This window comes from Pseudomonas sp. JUb52 (assembly GCF_004341115.1).
Taxonomy (GTDB): domain Bacteria; phylum Pseudomonadota; class Gammaproteobacteria; order Pseudomonadales; family Pseudomonadaceae; genus Chryseomonas; species Chryseomonas oryzihabitans.
Genome location: NZ_SLYS01000003.1, coordinates 152,853 through 169,656, shown reverse-complemented (window position 1 = coordinate 169,656; position 16,804 = coordinate 152,853). Strand labels below are relative to the sequence as shown.

16 protein-coding genes are annotated in these 16,804 nt (G+C 66.8%); 10 read left to right on the top strand and 6 right to left on the bottom strand.

Going from position 1 to position 16,804, the window contains the following annotated elements:
• Nucleotides 1-2: 2 nt before the first annotated feature.
• The 7 genes from EC839_RS06450 to EC839_RS06420 all read left to right on the top strand — a co-directional run bounded on the left by EC839_RS06450 (nucleotide 3) and on the right by EC839_RS06420 (nucleotide 5,695).
• On the top strand, nucleotides 3-434 hold the full coding sequence (locus EC839_RS06450; RefSeq protein WP_007159348.1) for a carboxymuconolactone decarboxylase family protein: 432 nt from the start codon (nucleotides 3-5) through the stop codon (nucleotides 432-434).
• 481 nt (nucleotides 435-915) lie between these two features.
• Entirely contained in the window at nucleotides 916-2,613 is a 1,698-nt protein-coding gene (gene aspT, locus EC839_RS06445) for an aspartate-alanine antiporter (protein ID WP_007159347.1), read from the top strand.
• A gap of 16 nt (nucleotides 2,614-2,629) precedes the next feature.
• Complete coding sequence (locus EC839_RS06440; RefSeq protein ID WP_132832478.1) at nucleotides 2,630-4,249, top strand: bifunctional aspartate transaminase/aspartate 4-decarboxylase; 1,620 nt, start codon at nucleotides 2,630-2,632, stop codon at nucleotides 4,247-4,249.
• Between the two features lie 78 nt (nucleotides 4,250-4,327).
• Nucleotides 4,328-4,684, top strand: coding sequence for a YajD family HNH nuclease (locus tag EC839_RS06435; RefSeq protein ID WP_007159345.1), 357 nt, complete (start codon nucleotides 4,328-4,330; stop codon nucleotides 4,682-4,684).
• 96 nt (nucleotides 4,685-4,780) lie between these two features.
• Nucleotides 4,781-5,230, top strand: a complete 450-nt coding sequence (locus tag EC839_RS06430; RefSeq protein ID WP_007159344.1) for an ATP-dependent Clp protease proteolytic subunit — start codon at nucleotides 4,781-4,783, stop codon at nucleotides 5,228-5,230.
• Nucleotides 5,231-5,566: a hypothetical protein gene (locus EC839_RS06425; protein WP_007159343.1), complete on the top strand. Its 336-nt coding sequence runs from the start codon at nucleotides 5,231-5,233 to the stop codon at nucleotides 5,564-5,566.
• Nucleotides 5,567-5,617: 51 nt separating this feature from the next.
• Entirely contained in the window at nucleotides 5,618-5,695 is a 78-nt protein-coding gene (locus tag EC839_RS06420) for a hypothetical protein (RefSeq protein WP_177416697.1), read from the top strand.
• A gap of 34 nt (nucleotides 5,696-5,729) precedes the next feature.
• On the opposite strand, the gene EC839_RS06415 is transcribed toward EC839_RS06420, so the two are convergent.
• Nucleotides 5,730-6,362, bottom strand: a complete 633-nt coding sequence (locus EC839_RS06415; RefSeq protein ID WP_007159342.1) for a DUF998 domain-containing protein — start codon at nucleotides 6,360-6,362, stop codon at nucleotides 5,730-5,732.
• A gap of 143 nt (nucleotides 6,363-6,505) precedes the next feature.
• Here EC839_RS06415 and EC839_RS06410 point away from each other — a divergent pair, with 143 nt between their 5' ends.
• The gene (locus EC839_RS06410; protein ID WP_007159341.1) at nucleotides 6,506-7,375 is read left to right on the top strand and encodes a LysR substrate-binding domain-containing protein; all 870 of its coding nucleotides are present in this window, start codon (nucleotides 6,506-6,508) and stop codon (nucleotides 7,373-7,375) included.
• A 178-nt stretch (nucleotides 7,376-7,553) separates the two neighbouring features.
• Here the strand turns inward: EC839_RS06410 and EC839_RS06405 are convergent, their stop codons facing one another.
• The gene (locus EC839_RS06405; protein WP_027597019.1) at nucleotides 7,554-9,200 is read right to left on the bottom strand and encodes an acetolactate synthase large subunit; all 1,647 of its coding nucleotides are present in this window, start codon (nucleotides 9,198-9,200) and stop codon (nucleotides 7,554-7,556) included.
• Between the two features lie 152 nt (nucleotides 9,201-9,352).
• Nucleotides 9,353-10,501, bottom strand: coding sequence for a YbfB/YjiJ family MFS transporter (locus EC839_RS06400; RefSeq protein WP_007159339.1), 1,149 nt, complete (start codon nucleotides 10,499-10,501; stop codon nucleotides 9,353-9,355).
• A 109-nt stretch (nucleotides 10,502-10,610) separates the two neighbouring features.
• Here EC839_RS06400 and EC839_RS06395 point away from each other — a divergent pair, with 109 nt between their 5' ends.
• Entirely contained in the window at nucleotides 10,611-11,495 is an 885-nt protein-coding gene (locus EC839_RS06395) for a LysR family transcriptional regulator (RefSeq protein WP_007159338.1), read from the top strand.
• Nucleotides 11,496-11,545: 50 nt separating this feature from the next.
• Nucleotides 11,546-12,466: a Gfo/Idh/MocA family protein gene (locus EC839_RS06390; RefSeq protein WP_039975366.1), complete on the top strand. Its 921-nt coding sequence runs from the start codon at nucleotides 11,546-11,548 to the stop codon at nucleotides 12,464-12,466.
• A gap of 252 nt (nucleotides 12,467-12,718) precedes the next feature.
• Here EC839_RS06390 and trmA read toward each other — a convergent pair whose 3' ends face one another.
• The 3 genes from trmA to EC839_RS06375 all read right to left on the bottom strand — a co-directional run bounded on the left by trmA (nucleotide 12,719) and on the right by EC839_RS06375 (nucleotide 16,634).
• On the bottom strand, nucleotides 12,719-13,807 hold the full coding sequence (trmA, locus tag EC839_RS06385; RefSeq protein ID WP_007159336.1) for a tRNA (uridine(54)-C5)-methyltransferase TrmA: 1,089 nt from the start codon (nucleotides 13,805-13,807) through the stop codon (nucleotides 12,719-12,721).
• Between the two features lie 63 nt (nucleotides 13,808-13,870).
• Nucleotides 13,871-15,166: an NCS2 family permease gene (locus tag EC839_RS06380; protein WP_007159335.1), complete on the bottom strand. Its 1,296-nt coding sequence runs from the start codon at nucleotides 15,164-15,166 to the stop codon at nucleotides 13,871-13,873.
• A gap of 124 nt (nucleotides 15,167-15,290) precedes the next feature.
• Complete coding sequence (locus EC839_RS06375) at nucleotides 15,291-16,634, bottom strand: MFS transporter (protein ID WP_007159334.1); 1,344 nt, start codon at nucleotides 16,632-16,634, stop codon at nucleotides 15,291-15,293.
• Between the last annotated feature and the right edge of the window lie 170 nt (nucleotides 16,635-16,804).

The window sequence follows — 16,804 nt, the reverse complement described above, 5'->3', positions numbered from 1 at the left end:
CCATGAGCCAACTACGACTGCCGTTTTCCACCCTCTCGCCCGCCGCCTATCAGGGCCTGATCGCCACGGGCCAGGCCCTGGCGCAGAGCTCCCTCGGCCTGGAACTGGTGGAGCTCATCTACCTGCGCATCTCCCAGATCAACGGCTGCGCCTTCTGCCTGGGCAAGCACGCCGAAACCCTGCGCGAGCAGGGCGTCAGCCAGGCCAAGCTGGATCGTCTGGCCGGCTGGCGCATCAGCGAACTGTTCGATGCCCGCGAGCGCGCCGCCCTGGAATGGGCCGAGACCCTCACCGCCGTCGCCGACAAGGGCGCGCCCGATGCGGCCTACGAACCGCTCAAGGCGCAGTTCAGCGACGCGGAAATCGCCGATCTGACCTTTGCCGTGGCGCTGATGAACGCCTTCAACCGGCTGGCGGTGGGCATGAAGCTCTAGCCGGTGACGCGGCCAAGGGCAGCAGCCGAGGGCGAAAGGATCAGCCGAAACCCGGACCAACCGCGCCGAAGTACCCGATGAATGGCGGGCACAGGTGCCAGGTGAGTTCCACCCGAAGAACGCCAGGCGCTGGCGCGCTCGACCTTCCTGCCAGGCCAGTGTCGGCGGGCTGCCGGTGGCCTGCCGAGCCCCGTCATGGGGAGCGGATTTCACGCCCGCGAAGTCTGTCTTCGCGGCGCCGCTTCGCGGTGGCTGCGCTTTTGACAGCTCTAGAATGCTGTGCTTAGGTTCTTTGGGCCATGCCGACATAGGTCTTCATATGACAAGACTATCGTCAGCGGGGCGCCCTCGCTGTCAGGAGTTTCCTGCAGGGCACAGGTGGCGTAGCAGGTGGAGCCGTGGCTCGCCGGGCCGTTCGAAGGCCAGCCCGGACCCCCTTCACTTCGTTCCGCTCTCGAATCCCTGGTTGAAGGCGGCTCCCATGGAATACCTGCGGCAGATCTTGAATCAGGCACCGGAACTGGCCCTGTTCCTGTCCCTGGCCATCGGTTACTGGGTCGGCAGCATCCAGTTCGGCAAGTTCCAGCTGGGTGGGGTCGCCGGCTCGCTGCTGGTGGCGGTGGTCATCAGCCAGGTCGGCATCAGCATCGACAACGGCATCAAGTCGGTGCTCTTCGCGCTGTTCATCTACGCCGTAGGCTTCGAGAGCGGACCGCAGTTCTTTCGCTCCCTGGGTCGGCAATCGTTGCGCGAGATCGTCCTGGCCGCGGTGATGGCGCTCAGCGGCCTGCTGACCATCATCGCCTGCGCCCGGCTATTCGGCCTCGACAAGGGCATCGCCGCGGGGATCGCCGCCGGCTCCATGACTCAGTCCGCCATCATCGGCACCGCCAGCGCTGCCATCGCCAAGCTCGACTTGCCGCTGGAGCAGATCCAGGCACTGCAGGGCAACGTCGCCGTGGGCTATGCGGTGACCTACATCTTCGGCTCCTTTGGCGCCATCATCCTGTGCGTCAATGTGCTGCCCTGGTTCATGCGGCGCAGCATCCGCGACGATGCGACCCAGGCCGAGGCCGAGTTGCTGGCCGGGGCCAAGGTCTATGGCCCGGGGGAGTTGCCCGCCATCCCGCCGCTGGTGGGACGGCTCTATCGCATCGACCAGGCGGCCGGCCAGACCGTGGCACAGCTGGAGGTCAGCGACCAGGGTGATCCCCAGGCGGCCCTCACCATCGAGCGCATCAAGCGCGGCGGCGCTCTGGTCGGGGTGACCCCGACGACGGTGCTGGAAGCCGGCGACGTGGTGCTGGTGGTGGGGCGGCGCGCCGGGGTGGTGGCCATCGCCGGGTGCCTGGGCGCCGAGTTGCAGTCCTCGCCCGACATGGACGTGGTGGTGGTGCAGCGCGACGTCAGCCTCGACAACCCGACCTTCGTCGGTCGCCGCGTGGCCGAGATCCGCCAGGCCGCCAGCCAGGCCCTGCGCCACGGCGTCTACGTGGTTGGCGTGAAACGCGCCGGGCGGCCCCTGGCGCTGGAGCCCGATACCGTCATCGAGGCAGGCGACCTGGTCACCCTCTATGGCACCCCGGACGACATCCAGCGGGTCGCCCAGCAGGTCGGCTCCATCATCGTCCCCAGCGACAAGACCGACTTCGTCTTCCATGGCTTCGGCCTGGCCGTCGGGCTGCTCATCGGCCTGGTCGTGATCCGCCTGGGCGCCATCCCCCTGACCCTGGGCAGCGGGGGCGGGGCGCTGATCGCCGGCCTGGTCTTTGGCTGGTATCGCAGTCGCCACCTGACCCGCGGCAACCTGCCGTTGCCGGCCTCGACGCTGTTGCGCGACCTCGGCCTGGCCGGCTTCGTGGCGGTGGTGGGGCTGCAGTCCGGGCGCCAGGCGGTGGAGACCATCGCTACCCAGGGCCTCTCCATCTTCCTCATCGGGGTGGTGGTCTGCGTGGTGCCCATCGTCATCACCATCCTGGTCGGTCGCTATGTGCTGCGCTACCGCAACCTGGCGCTGTTCGCCGGGGCCGTCGCCGGAGCGCGCAGCGCCAACCCCGCTTTCGGCGAGGTGCTGGACAAGGCCGGCAACTCGATCCCCACGGTGCCCTTCGCGGTCACTTACGCCCTGGCCAACGTGTTTCTCACCCTGCTCGGGCCACTGGTCGTGGCCTTCGCCTAACCGAAGGAAACAAGTCATGAGCGAAGTTCAAGACGATTACGCCCAGTACGCCAAACTGAGTCCGTTCGAACTCAAGGACGAACTGATCAAGCTCGCCTCGGGCAGCGAGAACCGCCTGATGCTCAACGCCGGTCGCGGCAATCCCAACTTCCTGGCGACCCTGCCGCGGCGGGCCTTTTTCCGCCTCGGCCTGTTCGCTACCAGCGAGGCGGAACTGTCCTATTCCTACATGCCCCACGGGGTCGGCGGCCTGCCGCAGATCGATGGCATCGAGGCGCGCTTCGAGCGCTATACCGCCGAACACCGCGACCAGCCCGGCGTGCTGTTCCTGGCCAAGAGCCTGAGCTATGTGCGCGACCAGCTGGGCCTGTCGGCCTCGGCCTTTCTCCACGAGATGGTGGAGGGCATCCTCGGCGCCAACTACCCAGTGCCGCCGCGCATGCTCAAGATCTCCGAGCAGGTGGTCAGCCACTACATCGTCAAGGAGATGATCGGCGGCTACGTGCCCGCCGGCTCGGTCGACCTCTTCGCCGTGGAGGGCGGCACGGCCGCCATGACCTACATCTTCCATTCGCTGCAGCAGAACGGCCTGGTCAAGCGGGGCGACAAGGTGGCCATCGGCATGCCGGCCTTCACCCCCTACATCGAGATCCCGGAGCTGGAAGAATTCGGTCTAGAGCAGGTGCACATCCACGCCGATCCCCAGGCGAACTGGCAGTATCCGGACAGCGAACTCGACAAGCTGCGCGATCCGACGATCAAGATCTTCTTCTGCATCAACCCCAGCAATCCGGCCTCGGTGAAGATGGACGACCGCAGCCTGGCCACCGTCGCCCGCCTCGTCGCCGAGGCGCGTCCGGACCTCTTCATCCTCACCGACGATGTCTACGGCACCTTCGCCGACGACTTCCGTTCGCTGTTCGCCACCTGCCCGCGCAACACCCTGCTGGTGTATTCCTTCTCCAAGTACTTCGGTGCCACCGGCTGGCGCCTGGGGGTGATAGGCGCGCACAAGGACAGCATCTTCGACCAGGCCCTGGCCGAACTGCCCGAGGCGACCAAGGCCTCCCTGGATCGCCGCTATGGCAGCCTGCTGCCGGACGTGCGCGGCCTCAAATTCCTCGATCGGCTCGTCGCCGACAGCCGCACCGTGGCGCTCAACCATACGGCCGGGCTCTCCACGCCGCAGCAGGTGCAGATGGTGCTGTTCGCGCTGTTCGCCCTGATGGACGAAAGCGACGGCTACAAGACCGAGCTGAAGAAGCTGGTGCGGCGCCGCGAAGCCGCTCTCTATCGCGAACTGGGCGTCGCCCCGGAGAACGATCCCAACGCCGTCGACTATTACACCCTGCTGGATCTGGAAGACCTGGCGCGCAAGCTCCATGGCGACGCCTTCGCCACCTGGGTGAAGGCCAAATTCAGCAGTGGCGACCTGCTGTTCCGCATCGCCAGGGAGACCGGCATCGTACTCCTCCCCGGCAAGGGCTTCGGCACCCAGCAACCGGCTGCCCGGGTGTCCCTCGCCAACCTCAACGAATACGAATACGCCAACATCGGCCGCTCGTTGCGGGCCATGGCGGAGCAGTATTTCGCTGAATTCCAGGGGGAGGAGGGGGGCGCCCAGCCGAAGCCCTGAGTGGAATCGTGCCTGATCACCCGCGGGGCCAGGCGCGGGCTATACTGAGCCTCCCGACACGACCCCTCAGGACGCAGCATGGCCACCGATACCTCGAAGCTGGATCGAATCCTCGCCGAGACCCAGCGCGAGCGCGAACGCGGCTACCGCGACAAGGCGCTGAAGATGTATCCCCACGTCTGCGGTCGCTGCGCCCGCGAATTCTCCGGCAAGCGCCTGAGCGAGCTGACCGTGCACCATCGTGACCACAACCACGACAACAATCCCCAGGACGGCTCCAACTGGGAATTGCTGTGCCTGTACTGCCACGACAACGAGCACAGTCGCTACACCGATCAGCAATATTTCAGCGACAGTTCCCTGAGCTCGCCCAAGGTGGCCCAGGCCACCCACAATCCCTTCGCCGGACTGGCCGGGCTGCTGAAAAAGGACTGAGAGCACCGAACGCCGATGCGCCCTGGCGGGTTAAGCCGACCTTAAGCCGCGCTATCTACCTTTTCAGGCCTGATGCCGAGAAGGGAGCGAGCAGGGATGAGACGTTCGACGCGTGCGCCACGGCTGTACAAGGTCGTCCTGGCGCTGCTGGCCGCGAGCTGGCTGACGGAGGCTGCGGCCGACATGACCGTCATCCGAGGGGAGGGCGGGGCGGCCACTGCCGACACCGCCTCGGTGTACTTCAACAGTGGCATCAGCGATCGAGCGGTCAGCTCCCTGCTGGCCGCCCTGAGCGACATCGCTTTCAAATACCCCGCCGTCAAGAACGTCAATCTCTATCTCAACAGTCATGGTGGCGACCTGGAGGCGGGCTATGTCGCCTACGAATTCATCCGTCACTATCCGCTGCATATCAACACCATCAATGCCGCCGCGACGGACTCTTCAGCCACGCTGATCTACTGCGCGACCGAGGGTCGCTATGCCGCGCCGTTGTCCACCTTTCTACTGCATCCGGCCGCGACGTCCATCGCCGTCAACGGCTAAATGAAGCCCGACCAGGCCAGGCAGGCCTTCGAGGATGCGGAACGGGCGAACCTCAAGTTCAGTGAGATCTACAAGGGCTGCCTTAAGCTGGTACCGGAGGAGCTCACCGCCCTGCTGTCCTCCGAGAGCAATAGACGGCGCCTGGGCTACGATGCCGCCAAGGACATCGGCCTGATCAACCGAACCCCTGAGCAGTTGCCACGCGGCCTGGACCGGGCTACCTACTTCGTCACCGACGGCGGGGGCACTGACCGCAGCGCTGCCGACGCAGGCCTGTTCAGTGAGCGGGCACTGTCCCGTCGCGGGTCTGCAACGCTTCTTCGAGAAAGTCGATGAAGGCGCGCACCTTGCCGGTCAGCGCCGAACGTTCGGCGATATCAGGTGGCGATGCCTGCGGCGTTCGTCTGCGTGCTGCTGGTGCGGCCGCTGTTGGCGCGGCTGGTCGCCCTGACCGTACAGGCCTGAGGCGTCCGGAATGGCGCTTGCTGCTGGCCGCCGGTTACCCGCGTTCGTGTCGGGCCAGCAAGGCCAGGACCGCGAGCCAGCAGACGCCCGTGGCGTAGTTGAGGCGCTGGTAGAGGCCGAAGCCCTGGCCGTCGGTGACCGCTCCCGCCATCAGGGCCGCGGTGAGCAGCGCCAGCGCGGTGCAGAGGATCGACAAGCAGGCAAAGCCCGGCGAGGCCAGCAGGCGCTTGCCAAGCCAGCCCCAGAGTGCGCTGGCCAGGGTCAGCGACAGAAACATCACTAGGCCCGCCAGGTTGTGCAGCGTTTGCGAGCGCGAGGGCTGCACCGGGGCGCAGCCCTGATCGCAGGGAAAGAAGCCGGTAGCGAAGCTCGCCAGGCCATGCAGCAGGATCAGGGCCGCACTCAGGCGCGCCAGGCGCGAACCGCGAAAGCGCCGGGCCAGGCCCAGGGCCACCAGCACGAAGAGCACGCCGAGCGGCAGGTTGTTGATCCAGGCGGAAAAGCCCTGGGTGGGCGCATCGATGGCGCCCAACCGACTCAGGGCGTGGTCGACATGGCTATAGCCGGGATAGGCCAGGGCGGTCAGTCCTACACCGATCGTCAACCAGACAGGAATCACCAGGCCCATGCCCAGCAGAACCCGGTCGACCCTGTTCAAGGTGGACATCCTCGTCATCATGGCTCGCGCTTCCTTGGTCTTCAGGTCCGCTCATGCTAGGAGGCGCTGGCCGGCGAGCGTTACGGATTTTTTTGCAAGGCAGCTTGCCCAGGCGTCATCCTGTGCCGCCCCGCCGCCAAGGATGACCGCCGATGACTAGACGCCTGCCCAGCACCACGGCGCTGGTGGCCCTGGAAGCGGCTGCCCGCCATCTCAGCTTTGCCAGGGCCGCGCAGGAGCTGGCGCTCAGCGAGGGCGCCATCAGCCGGCAGATCGCCAAGCTGGAGGCTGCGGTGGGTGTCCGGCTGTTCAATCGGATCGGCAATCGCGTCGAGCTCTCCGCCGCCGGTGCCGGCTATGCCGCGCAGATGCGCACGGCGCTCGCCGACATCGAGCGCCATACCCAGCAACTGATCGCCCAGGCCCGCGGCGCCACGACGCTGGAGATCGGCGTCATCCCGACCCTGGCCGGTCGCTGGCTGATCCCCCTCCTGGCGCGCTTCCACGAGCGCCATCCGGAGATCCAGGTCAACCTGCGCGAGCGGACGCAGCCCTTCGCCTTGGAGGACAGCGGACTGCATGCCGCGATCAACTACGAGCATCCGGCCTGGCAGAGCCTGAGGGTGCAACGGCTGTTCGAGGCGCAACTGGTCGCGGTCTGTCATCCGCGGCTGGCCGATCATCCGCCAGCCAGTCTGCCGTTGTTGCACAAGCGGGAGAGTCCGCACAGCTGGCGTCGTTATGCCGCGCTCACCGGACTGCCCTTGGGTGCCGAGGCGACCGGCCCTACCTATGATCGCTATTCGCTGCTGATCGAGGCCGCCAAGGCCGGTTTCGGCATGGCTCTGGTGCCCCAGCGCTACATCGAGGAAGACCTGGCCACCGGCCGCCTCCAGGCGCCCTGGCCGGCCATGCCGGAATTGCGCGAGCGCTATGTGCTGGTGACCCGTCCCGCGGAGGCCGTCGATCCGACGCTGGCGCTTTTCGAGCGGTGGTTGCTGGAGGAGGCCAGCCTGGAGTAGGGGAGTTGCCACCCGAGGGTGGAAAAGGCTGCGCCGTTTTCCACGCTACGCAGAATCTCACCCCACCTAAATGAGAGCTCTGACGACCTGGCCAGCGGGTTGGGTGCTTGCTCCCGCTGAAATGAAAACGCCCCGACCTCATGGCCGGGGCGTTCCTTTATCTACCTAACCTACCCAATCACACCGCCGCGCTGCGCTCCTTGATGTCCTGGTGCAGGATGCGGTCGTTTTCGGAGTAGTCCACCGGGCAGTCGATGACATGGACGCCGGGGGTGTCCAGGCAGTGCTGCACCAGCGGCGCGAAGGCCGCCGCGCTTTCCACGCGATGGCCGTGGGCACCATAGCTTTCGGCGTAGCGGACGAAGTCCGGGTTGCCGTAGTCCAGGCCGAAGTCCTCGAAGCCCATCTGCGCCTGCTTCCAGCGGATCATGCCGTAGCCGTCGTCGCGCAGGATGATGACCACCAGGTTCATCTTCAGACGCACCGCGGTTTCCAGCTCCTGGCTGTTCATCATGAAGCCGCCGTCACCGCACACTGCCACGATGGGGGTGTTGGGGTGCACCAGGCGCGCGGCCATGGCCGACGGCAGACCGGCGCCCATGGTGGCCAGGGCGTTGTCCAGCAGCACCGTGTTGGGCATGTAGGCCTTATAGTTGCGGGCGAACCAGATCTTGTAGATGCCGTTGTCCAGGGCGACGATGCCGTCGGACGGCAGCACGTGGCGCAGATCGGCCACCAGGCGCTGGGGATAGACTGGGAAGCGGTCGTCGGTGGCGCCTTCGGCGACATGGGCCTCGTTGGCTTCGCGGATGGTCAGGAGGCGGTCGAAGTCCCAGGTGGGCTGGACCTCGATGCGCTCCTTGATCTCCCAGATGGCGTTGGCGATGTCGCCGACCACCTCGACCTGGGGGAAGTACACCGGATCGACTTCGGCGGAGCGGAAGTTGATGTGGATGACCTCGGTACCGCCACGGGTCATGAAGAACGGCGGCTTCTCGATCACATCGTGGCCGATGTTGACGATGAGGTCGGCGGACTCCAGGGCGCGGTGCACGAAGTCACCGGCGGAGAGGGCGGCGTTGCCCAGGAAGCGCGGATGGCGCTCGTCGACCACGCCCTTGCCGAGCTGGGTGGTGACGAAGGGGATGCCGGTCTTCTCGATCAGCTGACGCAGGACGCGCGCGGTCATCTTGCGGTTGGTGCCGGCGCCCAGCACCAGCACCGGGCTGCGGGCGTTTTCCAGCTTGGAGACGGCGGCGGCGATGGCCTTGGCTTCGGCGACTGGACGACGGCTCAGGCTCGGCGGGACCGGCAGGCTCTCGGTGTGCTCGTCGGCGATGTCTTCCGGCAGTTCCAGGTGCACGGAGCCGGGCTTTTCTTCCTCGGCGAGGCGGAAGGCCTCGCGGATGCGCGACGGGATGTTGTCGGCGGAGGCGAACTGGTGGGTGTACTTGGTGAGCGGTGCCATCATGCGGCACACGTCGAGAATCTGGAAACGCCCCTGTTTTGATTTCTTGATCGGCTTCTGGCCGGTCAGCATCAGCATCGGCATGCCGCCCAGGTAGGCGTAGGCGCCGGCGGTGACCAGGTTGGTGGCACCTGGACCGAGGGTGGAAAGGCAGACACCGGTCTTGCCGGTGAAGCGGCCGTAGGTGGCGGCCATGAAGCCGGCGGACTGCTCGTGGCGAGTCAGGATCAGCTTGATCTGCGAAGAGCGACGCAGGGATTCCAGCAGGTCCAGGTTCTCTTCGCCGGGAATGCCGAAGATGTATTCCACACCCTCGTTCTCCAAGCAGCGAACGACCAGATCGGAGGCCTTCATCATGAGTGTTGTATTCCTTGTAGGGTGGATGGCGAGCGCCTGAGGCGCCTCCTCTATGAGGCGCGGCGATCACTGTACTCAGGAACGACGAAACATTTCAAAACAAGGAACCACCCAGTTTTACTTCTGTGACGAATGGCCGCAGCGGAAACGATTCAGGCGATGCAGCGCTGTAGCGACGCCCGGGCGCGGCGCAGTTGCAGACCGGCGAACAGCAGGCCCAGCGCGGCGATCACCAGGGCCGGTTGCAGGTCGCCGGCGAAATGGCTGCTGGCCGCGCCGAGCAGCGGACCGAGCAACTGGCCGCTGGCGAAGCTGGCGGTGAGCACCCCGGCGTTGCGTTGCGGCGTGGCCGGCGCCAGCTCGCGGCCGTATTGCATCACCAGCTGCATGCAGGCGAGGAAGGGACCGCCGCAGAGCAGCACGCCGAGAAACAGCGCCAGGCTGCCCGGCAGGAGGCAGAGCAGTACGCCCGCGGCCTGCAGCCAGAGGGTCGCGATCAGCCAGTGCCGGGTATCGGTGCCCGGGCGTCTCAGGCTGACCAGCACCACGCCCAGGGCCGCGGCCAGGCCGTAGCCGGGCCAGAAGAGGTCGGCCTGCCACTGGCCATGGAAGCGGCTGGCGGCCATCTGCGAGAGAAAGGTCGCCGGCAGGATGTAGCCGACGCCCACCAGGCCATAGGCCAGGATCAGGCGGTTGAAGGCCGGGGAACGCTTGGCCGGTGCCGCGGCGGCGGTGGCTAGCGGGGTGGCCGGACCGCGCCGTGGCAGCAGGGGCAGCAGCGCCAGGGTCGCCACGCTGGCGAGCAGGCCGTAGCTCAGCCACAGCTGGCTGGAGCCACCGCCCAGGCGATTGCTGACCAGGGCCATCAGCCCGCTGATCAGGATGCCCACTCCGGGACCGGTAAAGACCAGGGCGCCCAAGCGCGGCCGGCCGGCCTCGGCGGCCAGGGGCTGGCTCAGGCCGGTCACCATCACCAGTACCCAGGCACTCGCCAGGCCGGTACCGAAGCGCAGCAGGGCCTGGGCGGCCAGGCCATCGGCCAGCAGCGACGCCAGGGTCAGGGCGGCGCAGAGCCAGAGGCCGCCGACCAGTCGCGCATGGGTGCGGCGGGCGAAGAGCACATCCAGGGCGCCCAGCAGATAGCCCAGGTAGTTGGCCGCGGCCAGCAGGCTGGCCCCGGTGAGGTCGATCTGGCCTTCGGCGATCAGGTGGGGCAGGGCGGGGGTGAGGGCGAAGCGGCCGATGCCCATGGCGGTGGCCAGGGCGAGCAGGCAGGCCAGCAGGCGGGTGGTGGCGGTCATCGCAAGACTCCAGTAGCGAGCGGATAGGTACAGCCTAGGCCTTGAAGTTAATCAATAAAAACGAATAATAGAGAAATAGATGTTCAGCTAAAGAGAAAGGTTGCGATCCATGGAATTCGCAGAGCTACGCATTTTCCAGGCGGTGGCCGAGGAGGGATCCCTGGTGAAGGCCGCCGAGCGGCTCAATCGGGTGCCGTCCAATCTCTCCACGCGCCTGCGGCAGCTGGAAGACAAACTGGGGGTGGAGCTGTTCCTGCGCGAACGCCAGCGGCTGCACCTGACGGCCGCCGGCCACCGGCTGCTGGACTACGCCCATCGCCTGTTCGCCCTGGCCGACGAGGCGTGCAGCGCGGTGCAGGGCGGCGAGCCGGCCGGTACCTTCGTGCTGGGCTCCATGTTCAGCACTGCGGCCATCCACCTGCCGGGGCTGCTGGCGCGCTATCACCAGCGCTATCCCAAGGTGAATCTGCAGGTGCACAGCGGCCCCAGCGGCGAACTGGTCGAGGGCCTGCTGGCCGGTCGCCTGGACGCCGCCCTGGTGGACGGCCCAGCGCCCGATGCAGCGCTGGAAGGCCAGCCCTGGTTCGAGGAGCGCCTGGTGCTGATCACCGGACTGGAACTCGGTCCGGTGCGTTCGCCCGCCGACGTGGCGGGGCGCCCGGTGTTCGGTTTTCGCGCCGGCTGTTCCTATCGCCGCTACCTGGACACCTGGTACGCCGCCGCCGGGGTGCCCAGCGGACCGGTGATGGAGATCGAGTCCTATCACAGCATGCTGGCCTGCGTGATCACCGGCGGGGTGGCGCTGATGCCGGAATCCATGCTCGACAGCCTGCCCGGCCGCGCGCGGGTGCAACGGCATCCGATCCAGGCGCGCTTCGCCCGGGCCACCACCTGGCTGATGTGGCGCAAGGGCCGCGAGGGGGCCAATCTGCGCAGCTGGCTGGAGTTGCGCGAGAGCTTGCAGACCGACCGCGAAGCTGTTGCTTTGGTGTGATGATTGCCCGATCCTAGGCGGCGGACTCCTACCGTCTACCGAGGACGATCATGATAAGAATAGCCATCGTCGGTTTGGGCAAGATCGCCCGTGACCAGCACCTGCCGGCGCTCGCCGCCAATCCCGACTACGAGCTGGTCGCCGTGGCCAGCCGCAATGCCCAGCTCGACGGCGTCGCCCACTATCCCAGCCTGAGCGCCCTGCTCGAAGACGGTCCGGCGATCGACGCCGTGTCGCTCTGCGCGCCCGCGGCGGTGCGCTACGAACAGGCCCGTGAGGCCCTGGCCGCGGGCAAGCACGTGATGCTGGAGAAACCGCCGGGGGCGACCCTGAGCGAGGTGGACGCCCTGGCGCGCCAGGCCGATGCGGCCGGCCTTTCGCTGTTCGCCACCTGGCATTCCCGCCATGCCCAGGGCGTGCAGCCGGCGCGCGAGTGGTTGGAAGGCAAGCGCATCCAGGCGGTGCGGATCGAGTGGAGGGAAGACGTGCGCGTCTGGCATCCGGGTCAGGCCTGGATCTGGGAACCGGGCGGCATGGGCGTCTTCGATCCGGGCATCAATGCCCTTTCCATTGTCACCGCCATCCTGCCGCGGCCGTTCTTCCTCAAGGAGGCGACGCTGCAGGTGCCCGGCAACTGCCAGACCCCGGTGGCGGCGCAGCTGGCCTTCGTCGACAGCGCCGGGGTGCCCATTGCCGCCGACTTCGACTTCCTGCAGACCGGTCCCCAGACCTGGGACATCCACGTCGACACCGATGCGGGTCGCCTGACCCTGAGCAAGGGCGGCAGCGAGCTGTACCTGGACGGCCAACTGAGCCACCAGGGCCCGGACAGGGAATACGCCGGTCTCTATGCGCGCTTCGCCGAGCTAGTCGCCGCGAATCGCTCCGATGTCGACGTGGCCCCGCTACGCCATGTGGCCGATGCCTTCCTCTATGGCCGTCGCGAGACGGTGGCGGAATTTCACGAGTAGGGCCTCCTTCACCCCAGCCCTCTCCCGGAGGGAGAGGGGGCGTCACCACGGGCTCTTGTAGGTTGGGCTGAGCGCAGCGAAGCCCAACAGGGATGGCTTGGCTTGTTGGGCTTCGACGGTGGAGCCGTCTCAACCCAACCTACGGGTTTACGCCTTCCCTCACCCCAGCTCTCTCACCGAGGGAGAGGGGCGCCCAGCCCCGGCGTAGGATGGAAAACGGCGCAGCCTTTTCCACGCGGGCTGGCTCGATGCTCAACGCCGCTCCAGCAACACCCCACTCTCCATGTGGTGCGTCCAGGGGAACTGGTCGAACAGGGCGCAGCGGGTGATGCGGTGGGTGTCCTGCAGCTGGGCGATGTTCTCGGCCAGGGTCTCCGGGTTGCAGGAGATGTAGAGGATGCGCTCGAAGCGGCGCGTCAGTTCGCAGGTGTCCGGATCCATGCCGGCGCGCGGCGGATCGACGAACACGGTGCCGAAGTCGTAGCTCTTGAGATCCACGCCGGCCAGGCGCCGGAAGGGACGGACCTCGTTCAGTGCCTGGGTCAGTTCCTCGGCGGAGAGGCGCACCAGGCTGACGTTGTCCACGCCATTGCTGGCCAGGTTGTGCAGGGCGGCGTTGACCGAGGTCTTGCTCACCTCGGTGGCCAGCACCTGGCGCACCCGGCTGGCCAGCGGCAGGGTGAAGTTGCCGTTGCCGCAATAGAGCTCCAGCAGATCGTCCTCGCGCTCGCCCAGGGCGGTATGGGCCCAGGTCAGCATCTTCTGGTTGACGGTGCCATTGGGCTGGGTGAAGCCGCCCTCGGGTTGCAGATAGCTATAGGTCTTCCCGGCCACCTCCAGTTCTTCGAGCACATGGTCACGCCCGATCACCAGGCGCTGACCGCGGGAGCGACCGATCAGGCTGACGCCGAGGTCGGCGGCCAGGCGCTCGGCGGCGGCCTGCCAGGCGGCGTCCAGCGGGCGGTGGTAGGCCAGGGTGATCAGCGCATCGCTGCTCAGGGTGGTGAGGAATTCCACTTGGAACAGCTTGAACGACAGCGCCACGTCCGCCTGCCAGCCGGCCTTGAGCCGGGGCATCAGGTCGTTGATGCGCTGGCTGGCGATGGGGAAGTCCTCGATGAGGATCGGCGTGTGCTTGTCGCCCGGGGCGAACATCGCGTAGTGGCGCTCTTCGTTCTCCCGCCACAGGCGGAATTCGGCGCGCAGCCGGTAGTGCTGCAGCGGCGATGCGAAGACCTCCGGCTCGGGCGCCTGGAAGGGCGCCAGCAGGTCGCGCAGGCGACCGGCCTTGGCATCGAGTTGGGTCTGGTAGTCGGCGGGGGCGAAGGAAGGCTGGGACATGGTAGATCCGGAGAGACGATAAGGCGGGGAAACCCTCGGGACCAGGGCCCCGAGGGTGGAGGGTCAGGCGTTGAACCAGCCCAGCTTGATCACGAACAGGATCGACAGCACGATCAGCGCCGAATTCAGCTCGCGGGTACGGCCGGACAGCAGCTTGATGACCGTCCAGGTGATGAAGCCGAAGGCGATGCCGTTGGCGATGGAATAGGTCAGCGGCATGGCCAGGGCGGTGACCAGCACCGGGGCGGCGGTGGTCAGGTCGTCCCACTCGATCTCGGCCAGGCCCGAGGTCATCAGCACGGCGATGAAGAACAGCGCCGGGGCGGTGGCGAAGGCCGGCACGCTGCCGGCCAGGGGAGCGAAGAACAGCGCCAGCAGGAACAGCACCGCGACCACCACGGCGGTGAGGCCGGTACGACCCCCCGCGGAAACGCCCGCGGCCGATTCGATGTAGCTGGTGGTGGTGGAGGTGCCCAGCAGCGAGCCGAACATGGCGGCGGAGCTGTCGGCGATCAGGGCGCGGCCCATCTTCGGCAGATGACCGTCCTTGCCCATCAGGCCGGCGCGCTTGGCCACGCCGATCAGGGTGCCGGAGTTGTCGAACAGGTCGACGAACAGGAAGGCGAAGATGACGCTGATCAGGCCGACGTCCAGGGCTCCCCGGATGTCCAGCTGCAGGAAGGTCGGTGCCAGCGACGGCGGCATGGAGACCAGGCCGCCGAAGGCGCTGACGTCCAGGGCGATGGCGATCACGGTGACCACCAGGATGCCGATCAGCACCGCGCCGGTGACCTTGCGCGCCTCGAGCACGACGATCAGGAAGAAGCCGAGGATGGCCAGCAGCGGACCGGGTTTGGACAGGTCGCCCAGGCCAACCAGGGTCGCCGGATTACCCACCACGATGCCGGCGGTCTGCAGGGCGATCAGCGCCAGGAACAGGCCGATGCCGGCGGCGATACCCGAGCGCAGCGGGAGCGGGATGCTGTTGATGATCCATTCGCGGATGCGAAAGATCGACAGCAGGAAGAACATCAGCGCCGAGAGGAACACCGCGCCCAGGGCCACCTGCCAGGTATGGCCCAGGTGCAGGACCACGGTGTAGGTGAAGAAGGCGTTGAGGCCCATGCCGGGGGCGAGGGCGATGGGGTAGTTGGCGATGAGTCCCATGAGCGCCGAGCCGATGGCGGCGGCCAGGCAGGTGGCGACGAAGATCGCGCCCTTGTCCATGCCGGTGGCGCCGAGGATGCTCGGGTTGACGAACAGGATGTAGGCCATGGCCAGGAAGGTGGTCACCCCAGCCAGCAGTTCGGTGCGGACAGAGGTGTTGTGGGCCTTGAGTTGGAAGAGTCTTTCCAGCATGGGATGCCTCGTGCGCGCCGGTCTGATCGGAAAAAACGGCGCGCATCATAACAGGTCGGTTAACACGGGTAAGGCACTAAGACTTACCCCCAAATCGGCATCGGGTCGAGCACTGTCCGGTCGGTCAGCTTTTCGCGGTGTGGCCGCTGACCGAATCGCCTGCGTTGCGGGCCAGGCGGAAGGCATCCAGGGTGCTCAGGATGCCGAGCACGGCCACTATGCAAAAGGCTAGCCGGAAGTCCGACAACTGCGGGTCGAGGTGGCCGTGCCACTCCATCGAGGCGCGCAGCAGCAGGGCGGCGATGGCCACGCCCAAGCCCATGGCCAGCTGAAAATTGGTGTTGAACAGGGTGGACGCATGGCTCAGCTGGGGTTTCGGGATGTCGGCGAAGGCCAGGGCATTGCTGGCGGTGAATTGCAGCGAGCGGGACACGCCGCTGGCGAACAGCAGCAGCACGATCAGCGGCAGCGGCCAGTCCGGGGTGAGCAGGCCACATGCTAGCAGGCTGAGCGCGCTGAGCAGGCCGTTCATGGTCAGGATGGTGCGCAGGCCGAAGCGGCGCATGGCGGCGGTGGTGAAGGGCTTGGCCGCCAGGTTGCCGGCGAACAGCGCCAGGAGCAGCAGGCCGGCCTGGAAGGCGTCCAGGCCAAAGGCCAGCTGGAACATCAGGGGCAGCAGAAAGGGCGCGGTGGCGATGGTGACACGGAACAGGCCGCCACCGAGGATGGCGGCGCGGTAGGTGGGAATTTGCAGTGTGCCAAAATCGATCAGTGGGCGTTCGATGCCGGTCATGTGGCGCACCGCCTTGGTGCCGAGGATCAGTCCTATCCCCATCCAGGCCAGGTTGCTGCCCAGGCTGCCATGGTTCTGGCCGAGCCGTTCGACGCCCCACATGAAGGCGACGCAGGCCCCGCCCAGCAGCAGGAAGCCGCGCCAGTCCAGCGGATGACGCTGGGTCGGCAGGCCGGCGGGCACCAGGCGCCAGGCCAGCAGCAGGGCGATCGACCCCAGCGGCAGATTGAGATAGAAGATCCAGCGCCAATCGGCATAGGTGGTGATCAGGCCGCCCAGGGGCGGGCCCAGCACGGGGGCGACCAGGCCCGGCCAGGTGATGAGGGCGATGGCGCGCACCAGTTCGTGCTTTTCGGTGACCTGCAGCACCACCAGTCGCCCGACCGGGACCATCAGCGCGCCGCCGAGCCCCTGGAGGAGGCGCGCGGCGATGAATTGCTCGAGGGAGAGGGCCATCCCGCACAGCAGCGAGGCCAGGGTGAAGACGCCAATAGCCAGGGTAAAGACCGGTCGTGGACCGAAGCGCTCGGCGATCCAGCCGCTGACCGGGATGCCTACGGCAATGGCCAGCAGATAGGCGGTGATGCCCAGGTTGAGGTCCACCGGATCACGGCCGAAAGACGCCGCCATCTGCGGCAGGGCCGTGGCGATCACGGTGGCGTCGAGGTTTTCCATGAAAAAGTAAAGCTCACCAGGCCGGCGAGAATCTTCCAGCGTTCCATGGGGTAAGCGCCTCAGACCAAGGGGGTGGGCTACTCTGCCTGAGGTGCTGCAAGGCGCGCCAGCCCTGGCTTGCCGATAAAAAGTCAAAGGATTTGCCACCGTCTCTCGAACAGGCTGCTAAA

Bases quoted from the DNA above. Each gene is read 5' to 3' on its own strand.
- EC839_RS06395 (WP_007159338.1), top strand. From the start codon at position 10,611: ATGGAATTCGCAGAGCTACGCATTTTCCAGGCGGTGGCCGAGGAGGGA.
- EC839_RS06440 (WP_132832478.1), top strand. From the start codon at position 2,630: ATGAGCGAAGTTCAAGACGATTACGCCCAGTACGCCAAACTGAGTCCG.
- EC839_RS06410 (WP_007159341.1), top strand. From the start codon at position 6,506: ATGACTAGACGCCTGCCCAGCACCACGGCGCTGGTGGCCCTGGAAGCG.
- EC839_RS06450 (WP_007159348.1), top strand. From the start codon at position 3: ATGAGCCAACTACGACTGCCGTTTTCCACCCTCTCGCCCGCCGCCTAT.
- EC839_RS06435 (WP_007159345.1), top strand. From the start codon at position 4,328: ATGGCCACCGATACCTCGAAGCTGGATCGAATCCTCGCCGAGACCCAG.
- EC839_RS06380 (WP_007159335.1), bottom strand. From the start codon at position 15,166: ATGCTGGAAAGACTCTTCCAACTCAAGGCCCACAACACCTCTGTCCGC.
- EC839_RS06400 (WP_007159339.1), bottom strand. From the start codon at position 10,501: ATGACCGCCACCACCCGCCTGCTGGCCTGCCTGCTCGCCCTGGCCACC.
- EC839_RS06420 (WP_177416697.1), top strand. From the start codon at position 5,618: ATGCCTGCGGCGTTCGTCTGCGTGCTGCTGGTGCGGCCGCTGTTGGCG.
- trmA (WP_007159336.1), bottom strand. From the start codon at position 13,807: ATGTCCCAGCCTTCCTTCGCCCCCGCCGACTACCAGACCCAACTCGAT.
- EC839_RS06405 (WP_027597019.1), bottom strand. From the start codon at position 9,200: ATGATGAAGGCCTCCGATCTGGTCGTTCGCTGCTTGGAGAACGAGGGT.
- aspT (WP_007159347.1), top strand. From the start codon at position 916: ATGGAATACCTGCGGCAGATCTTGAATCAGGCACCGGAACTGGCCCTG.
- EC839_RS06390 (WP_039975366.1), top strand. From the start codon at position 11,546: ATGATAAGAATAGCCATCGTCGGTTTGGGCAAGATCGCCCGTGACCAG.
- EC839_RS06415 (WP_007159342.1), bottom strand. From the start codon at position 6,362: ATGTCCACCTTGAACAGGGTCGACCGGGTTCTGCTGGGCATGGGCCTG.
- EC839_RS06430 (WP_007159344.1), top strand. From the start codon at position 4,781: ATGAGACGTTCGACGCGTGCGCCACGGCTGTACAAGGTCGTCCTGGCG.
- EC839_RS06425 (WP_007159343.1), top strand. From the start codon at position 5,231: ATGAAGCCCGACCAGGCCAGGCAGGCCTTCGAGGATGCGGAACGGGCG.
- EC839_RS06375 (WP_007159334.1), bottom strand. From the start codon at position 16,634: ATGGAAAACCTCGACGCCACCGTGATCGCCACGGCCCTGCCGCAGATG.